Below are 6,967 nucleotides of genomic sequence, written 5' to 3'. Positions count from 1 at the left end.
TGGCGGGAAGGCTCCCGCGGCCCGATGACCTCACGCTTCCTCGCGATGCGGGTCCGGCCTGCCGGGGTGCGCTCGCGTCGGCTGGCCCAGGCAGCTGCGGTGGCCGAGCACGGCCGGTGGGACGGCGTCCTGCCCGAGGTACGGCTGCTGGCCGAATGGCCCGACGGCGAGGACGAACCGACCCGGTTCTGGTTGTCCGACCTGCCCGCCGACACCCCGGTCGCCGACCTGGTGCGGCTGGCAAAGATCCGCTGGCGCATCGAGCACGATTACCGCGAACTCAAGCACGGCCTGGGCCTGGACCATTTCGAAGGCCGTTCCTGGAACGGCTGGCACCACCACGCCACCCTGGTCACCGCCGCCCATGCCTTCCTCACCGAGCAGCGGCTGGCCCCAAAAGCCGACACGCCGGACTCCCCCTCTACCAGATCCCCGACGCCCTCCAGGACCTCCTGAACTGCTGGACCGGCATCTGCACCACCTGCCGCCGACCTCTGCCCAGCAGAACCACACCAAGATCAAGACAGACCTAACGGAGTCCTACTAGGGTCAGCTCGGCGCCGATCGCGTACTGGTACGGGGCCTGGCCCGCCGCTCGGTATCGAAGACGAAGAGCATTCGGCTGCTCACCGTCTCACCGCTACGCGGACGCGGCTCCCGCATGTTCCGGTAGCGGCTCTTCTCGATCGCGCCGGCCGTCGGGCGGCGGAGCGCCGGACGAGCCGGCGCCTCCTGCCGGCGCGGGCTACATCGTGATGGCCGATCCGGAGGGAACCGAGTTCTGCTGGGGCTCAAGGACGGGGAACTTCACGCCGGTGAGGTCTTCGGAGACGGCCCATAGCCGCTGCTGGACGGCCACCTCGTACGACTGGGGGCTGGAGGTGACCAGCCGGGGGTGGCCCTTGACCTCGTTGCGCCCGCCGGGCCCGTAGTACTGGGCGCCGAGCGCGCCGGGGTCGGTGGCGGCGCGCAGGGTGGGCAGGGCGCCCATGGCCGGCGTCTGGGTGATCAGCGGCGTGAGCCAGGTGACGGGCAGGCGGAGCGCGGCGGGGGTGTGGCGGATGAGGTCGGTGTTGGACACGCCGGGATGGGCGGCGACCGCGACGGTGGTGCCGTGCGCGGCGAGCCGGCGCTGCAGCTCGTAGGTGAACATCAGGTTGGCCAGCTTGGACTGACCGTAGGCGGCGGCCCGGCTGTAGGACCGCTCCCAGTGCAGGTCGTCGAAGTGGATCGCGGCCTGGATGCGGTGGCCGGTGCTGCTGACCGTCACCACGCGTGAGCCGGGCACCGGCAGCATCAGGTCAAGTAGCAGCCCGGTGAGCGCGAAGTGGCCGAGGTGGTTGGTGCCGAACTGCATCTCGAAGCCGTCGGCGGTGGTCTGCTTCGGGGTGTACATCACGCCGGCGTTGTTGATCAGCAGGTCGATCCGGTCGAGCCGGGAGTGCAGCGCCGCCGCCGCGGTCCGCACGGAGTCGAGCGAGGTCAGGTCCAGCGCCTGCACGGTCACGTCGCCGGGCATGCAGGCCGCGGCCTGCATGCCCTTTTCGATGTTGCGCACGGCGAGCACTACGGACGCCCCGTGCTCGGCGAGCGCCTTGGCGGTCTCGTACCCGAGTCCGGTGTTGGCTCCGGTCACCACGGCCACCCGCCCGCGCTGGTCCGGAATGTTTGCCGTTGTCCACTTCTTGCCCATGTCAGGCTCCCAGCCGTCTAAAGTACCGAAGGTATCTTGTGTCCCTCGACGTTAAGGTACCTGCGGTACTTTGTCAACGTACCGAAGGTACCTAATCTAGACTGGGGAGTGTGACTTTCCAGCGGGCGCGAACCGAAGAGCAGCGGGAGATCCGGCGACGGGCGATCCTCGACATGGCGTCGGCGATGCTCGACGAGATGCCGGTGGCCGCGGTCACCCTGAACGAGCTCAGCCGCCGGGTAGGCCTGGCGAAGCCGAACGTGCTGCGCTACTTCGAGTCTCGCGAGGCGGTGCTACTGGAGCTGCTCGACCGCTATTTGCGGGAGTGGCTGACGGAGCTGGCAGGGGAGCTGGCCGCCGGCATCGACGAAGACCTCCCCATGCCCGAGCGGGCGGCAGCGGTGGCCGAGATCCTCAGCCGCTCGCTGTCCGGCCGAATGGTGCTGTGCGAGCTCTTCGGCGCACAGGGCAGCGTCCTGGAGCACAACGTCTCCGTCGAGGTCGTGGCACGCTACAAGCGCGCCTCCCTGGACCGCCTGACCACCATGACCGCCCTGCTCCGGAAGTACCTGCCGGAGCTTGGCGAGAACGCGACACTGTTCAGCCTGCAGACCATGGTCATGGCCGGCGCGCTGTCGGCGTACAGCACGCCCCCACCCAGCCTGCAGGCGGCCTACGAGGCCGAGCCCGAGCTGGCCCGCTTCCACTTGGATCTGAAGGACTATTTGAAGCAGGCCTTGACCGCAACCCTCCTGGGCGTGCTACCCCGTCGCTGACCAGCGTTGCACTGAACAGGCCGAAACCTCTGTGCCTCTTGAGCTGACCGTCAAGTGCGCCGTACCTGGCCCCTACTCGGGTTCGGTGGGTGCTTGAGAGGCTTTGAGTCGGCTGGCGACATAGCTGGCGTGATCTCCCCCATGCTCGGTGCAGGGCAGGCCGCAGTCGACGCACCTGCGCTCGTCATCGGCCACGGGGGCCGGCGCGGGCGGCGGGGACTTGACGGAGCGGGGCATGGCGGAACCTCCTTCATGTTCGGGCCGGGGCGGAGGCGTATGCGCCTTCCGGCGTGGGGAAGTTACTCGGCATCGCTGGCGGTGGCCTCGCGGCGGTGTTTCTTGGCCATTGCGCGGGCGCCCAGTCGCAACGGGACGGTTACGCTCCAGCCGCAGGTGCAGCGCACCATGCTCCTGCACCTGACGAAGACCCTGCACGCTGGCGTCTTGAACGACTGCTCCTATCAGTCCTCCTCCGCCCTCTGCGCAAAGCGGGCTCAGCACACGGGCCGGCCCCTGCCGCTGCTGACCATGTGCCTGACCTGCCCCAATGCCCGCCGCGCCAGCGTCCACCTGCCCCGCTTGACCACCGCCCGCTCGATGCCCCGGTAAGACTCTCTCGCCTCCAGACCGCCGCGCTGACCGCCCACATCGCCGAACTCGACCACGCCATTGCAGAACTCCGCGCCTCACCGGAAACCCCAACCCATGGATGACTCCGCCGCGCTGCGGCTGCGGCACGCCCTGGAACACGCCGGCGTTCCCATACGACCGGGTACGGACCAGGCCGTCGTCCACGCCTTCGAGCGAATCGTGAAGCCAGCAAGGCCCGGTCGCGGTGTGAGCGGAGGCCCGCGAACACCTCGGTGTACTTCTCGTCGGGGATCCGCCGTGGAATCCGCTTGGGCACCTTGGGCCGATAGAGGCCGGTGCGCTGTTTCTTGTGTTCCTTCTCAGGGTTGTGGTGGGCGTTGGCTCGTGCCGAGCGCCGGTTGCGGACAAGAGGGAAGGGGTTGACCAGCAGCGATCCGGTGTTGCGCTCCAGGTGGAAGCCGTAGAACGACCGCAACACCGTCTCGCAGTGTGCCCGGGTGCTCGGCGCGTGCTTCTTGCCGATGGTGGGCTTCCCGGTCACCGGGTTCGGTGTTCCCGGCACGGGCCTGCCGGTCCGCGAGGGCTGGAGTATCTCGGCGGGGTCCTTGCCGCGGTGGCGCCAGTGCATGCGCACCGGCTTGTCCGCCAGCCTCATCCCCAGCATGAAGTCCCGGGCGTCCTCCCGAACCACGCTGTCTCACTCAATCCCGAACGCCCCCAGGTACCTTCTCTGCGCATGTCAAGCAGCCGCCAGCAGAAGGTTGGTCGCATCAAGGCCCGCTCCGAGGAGAACTGGCAAGCCGGCTCCGGGGCGATCCGCAAGATCACCGGTCGCTTCTGGTCGACGACGGCGACGCGGAGGATCGTGTTGTACATCCCGGTGCCGAGCTCGGTCGCGGAGAGCACCGTCGTGTGCGCGCCGTACGCCCGGTGGCCTTCGGGCAGCGACCGTGACAACCGTGGCGGCGGGCGTACCGACGGGGGAGCCGAACCTGGCGGGGCTGGCGGTGTACGGGTCGCGGGACGCGGTGGACAAGGCGATCAAGGGGCGCGGATGCATCCGTGAGCGCGTTGCGGGAGGCAGAGTTGGCTGGCAGGCTGAGTGCGGTCGTTGGCGAGTGCGGCCGTACCGCTACGGGGGACAGGACAATGCAGCCGCGAAGAAGCGCTCTACTCGGGGCCGTCACGGCTGGAGCGGGGGCGGCGGTAAGCATTCTGCTCGGGCCCGTCACCAACTACGCCAGTGAGACGGTCCCTTGGTGGGCCCGCAGCCCGGGCGTCGTCTGGGGAGTCTTCGCGCTCCTCGCCGCCTTTAGCGTTGGACTCCTCCTGCTGAGCCGCCGCCTCGACCAGACGTCCGGCGCGGTCGGTGCGCCCTGCGGGGTGGGCTCTGTGACCAGCTCGGCGCTCATCACCGTGCGGTCCACCTCCTTACGGCCGCCGCACGTCGATCTTCCGCTGGTGCGCGGGCGCGCATCCGACCTCGAGCGGTTGTCGGCACTGCTGACCCGGCCCCCGGACGGTTTCGCGGTGGTGTGCGGTGCCGGAGGTTTCGGCAAGACGACACTGGCAGCGGCGCTGGCCAAGCAGGCGGAGACGGACGGCTTCACCGTCTTCTGGATCCGCTGGCAGGACAGGGACTCCTTCGTCCTCCAGATGACACAGGTCGCCGTCGCGTGCGGACTGACCGAGGCGGAGCTGCAGGATGCCCGGACCGAGCTCGTCCCGCTGCCCGATGTCGTCTGGCGCCGCCTGGGCAGCGTACGCAACTGGCTTCTGGTCATCGACAACGTGGATCAGGCCGACCAGCTCAGCCTCGATCAGGGCGCCACTGGTGACTACCGGGGATGGGCGCGGCCCGAGGTAAACGGCCTGTTGCTTCTCACGAGTCGGGACACTAGCCGGGAGACCTGGGGCCCGCGTGCGCACATCGTCGAACTCTCCTCGCTGGACACCCGGGCGGGTGCTCAGGTCCTCTGCGACGCGGCACCGCAGGCGGGTTCGCCTGAGGACGCGGAGAAGCTGTCGGAGCGGCTCGGCGGCCTGCCTCTGGCGCTTCGCTCGGCCGCTTCCTATCTCTCCCGGCCCGGCAGCCGCTACAGGACGTTCAACGACTACCGTGGGGCCCTCGACCATGAGCTTCCCGCGCTGATGGGCGCGACGGGACCCGTGCAGCGGGATTCCGACGCCCGTCAAGTGGTGAGGCACACCTGGGAGTTGTCGCTCGACCAGTTGGAAAGCATGGGGTATCCGGTGGCGCGTCCCCTGATGCGCATGTTGGCCCTTGCGGCGGACGCGCCGATTCCACGCGAGTGGATGACGGTCGGCATGCTCAGGTCGGTCACAGGCCTGCGCGTCCGCGGACGGGACGTGGAGGCCGCGCTGTCGGGACTGCACCAGTATGGCCTCCTCGCGTTCAGCGACGGGACGCGGCGAGCGCAGGCTGGTGCTCTGCAGATCCACTCTCTCGTACGTGAGATCAACGAGCTCCTCCTCGGCTCGACGGCGGGGGTCGATCCGAGGCTCTGGCGGCGTGCGGCGCTGTTGCGCACCACTGAGCTGGCTGAGCGGATCACGACGGACAGCGTCGACTGGCCGCTGGCCTGCACACTGGCACCGCATGTGGAGTTGTTGCTCCGCCCGGGGGCTCCGGCACCTGCGGACAGGGTCGACAATGCCCGGAGCCGGATCCTGAAGAGCCTCTTCGCGGCAGGGGAGTATGCGCTCGCCGCCTCCTTGGCCAGGGCGGCGTACGAAGCCGACGTAGCGACGTTCGGAATGGATCACATCCGCACGGACAAGAGGCGGCACACTCTCGCCGCGGCGCTCAACCATCTGGGCCTGCACGCCGAAGCCGTCGAACTCCTGCGCCAGACTCTCGCACACCGCGGCCGCGCGCTGGGAGAGGCACACTACTTCAGCTTGCAGACCAAGATCAGTCTGGGGATGGCGCTCAGCCATCTTGGACAGCACGACGAGGCCATAGCACTGCTGAGGGAGACGGTCGACCAGCGTGTGCGCATCCTGGGACCGGACCACTCCCTGACGCTTGTCAGCAGCAACAGTCTGGCCAACGCACTCAGCGGTGCGGGCCGTTACGCCGAGGCCGCACAGATCCACCGGCAGACGTTCGAGGCGCGGCTCGCCGCTTTCGGTCCTGACGATGCGTCGGTCCTGCAGAGCAAGAACAACCTGGCCAGTGCCCTCGACGGGATGCGGCAGTACAACGAAGCAGCCGCGATGTTCCGCGAGACTCTGCGGCAGCGCGAAAGTGTCCTCGGCCCCGACCATCCACGCACCCTCGACACTCGTCAGAACCTTGCCCGTGCCCTCTTCCACCTGGGACAGCGAGCCGAACCTGCCGCCCTGCTGCGGGAGACCCTGGAAGGGCGTGAACGTGCCTTCGGTCCCGACCACACAGCGACGCTCGCGACACGCGAATTCCTCGCGACGGTCGAGGCCGGCCCTACGTCAGGCGTCTTCCGAAGGTGGCGACGACGACCGGACCGCGCGACGCCCAATCCATGACCGGCCCGGTGACGACGTGGGCGCGGCGACGGGCCTGCTCCTGTCGCGATCCTCACCCACAAGACGCCGCAAAGCTGCAGGTCACAGCCTTTCGTCGGTGGCGCGGAGACCTGGCATGCCGAGGTTGACCGGCGCGATGCGACCCAGCCGCTGGCTCTCTTCGCGTTCCGCTGAACGTGCTGTCGGGGACAGGTCGCGTAGCCGGCGAGTATCTGAGTCGCGGACTGGGCCAGCGCGCTCGCGATGTTCCGATTGTCCCGCCATCGCGTTTCCCAGATGGCGAGGGCCGCTTTCACGTCGAGGGAGGCCGCCATCAGTTCCTGTACCGCGGCACGTGCCGCGTTGGACGCTGCGGTCCGGTCGGCTGCCCTGTCCTTGA

At 68.7% G+C, this 6,967-nt stretch carries 4 protein-coding genes; 3 read left to right on the top strand and 1 reads right to left on the bottom strand.

The annotated features are described in order from the left end of the window. On the top strand, nt 1-456 hold a 456-nt coding region (locus Q8A52_RS48580; protein WP_316765108.1), incomplete at its 5' end, for a transposase. Nucleotides 457-745: 289 nt separating this feature from the next. On the opposite strand, the gene Q8A52_RS48575 is transcribed toward Q8A52_RS48580, so the two are convergent. Next, the gene (locus Q8A52_RS48575) at nt 746-1,693 is read right to left on the bottom strand and encodes an SDR family NAD(P)-dependent oxidoreductase (RefSeq protein WP_316765107.1); all 948 of its coding nucleotides are present in this window, start codon (nt 1,691-1,693) and stop codon (nt 746-748) included. 110 nt (nt 1,694-1,803) lie between these two features. Between Q8A52_RS48575 and Q8A52_RS48570 the strand changes: the two genes are divergently transcribed. After that, on the top strand, nt 1,804-2,469 hold the full coding sequence (locus Q8A52_RS48570) for a TetR/AcrR family transcriptional regulator (RefSeq protein ID WP_316765106.1): 666 nt from the start codon (nt 1,804-1,806) through the stop codon (nt 2,467-2,469). A gap of 1,740 nt (nt 2,470-4,209) precedes the next feature. After that, on the top strand, nt 4,210-6,588 hold the full coding sequence (locus Q8A52_RS48565; RefSeq protein WP_316765105.1) for a tetratricopeptide repeat protein: 2,379 nt from the start codon (nt 4,210-4,212) through the stop codon (nt 6,586-6,588). The last annotated feature ends 379 nt before the right edge of the window (nt 6,589-6,967 follow it).

Source organism: Streptomyces herbicida (assembly GCF_032656585.1).
GTDB lineage: Bacteria > Actinomycetota > Actinomycetes > Streptomycetales > Streptomycetaceae > Streptomyces > Streptomyces herbicida.
Note: the sequence above shows the minus strand (reverse complement) of the source record. Positions and strands in the feature narration are given on the sequence as shown.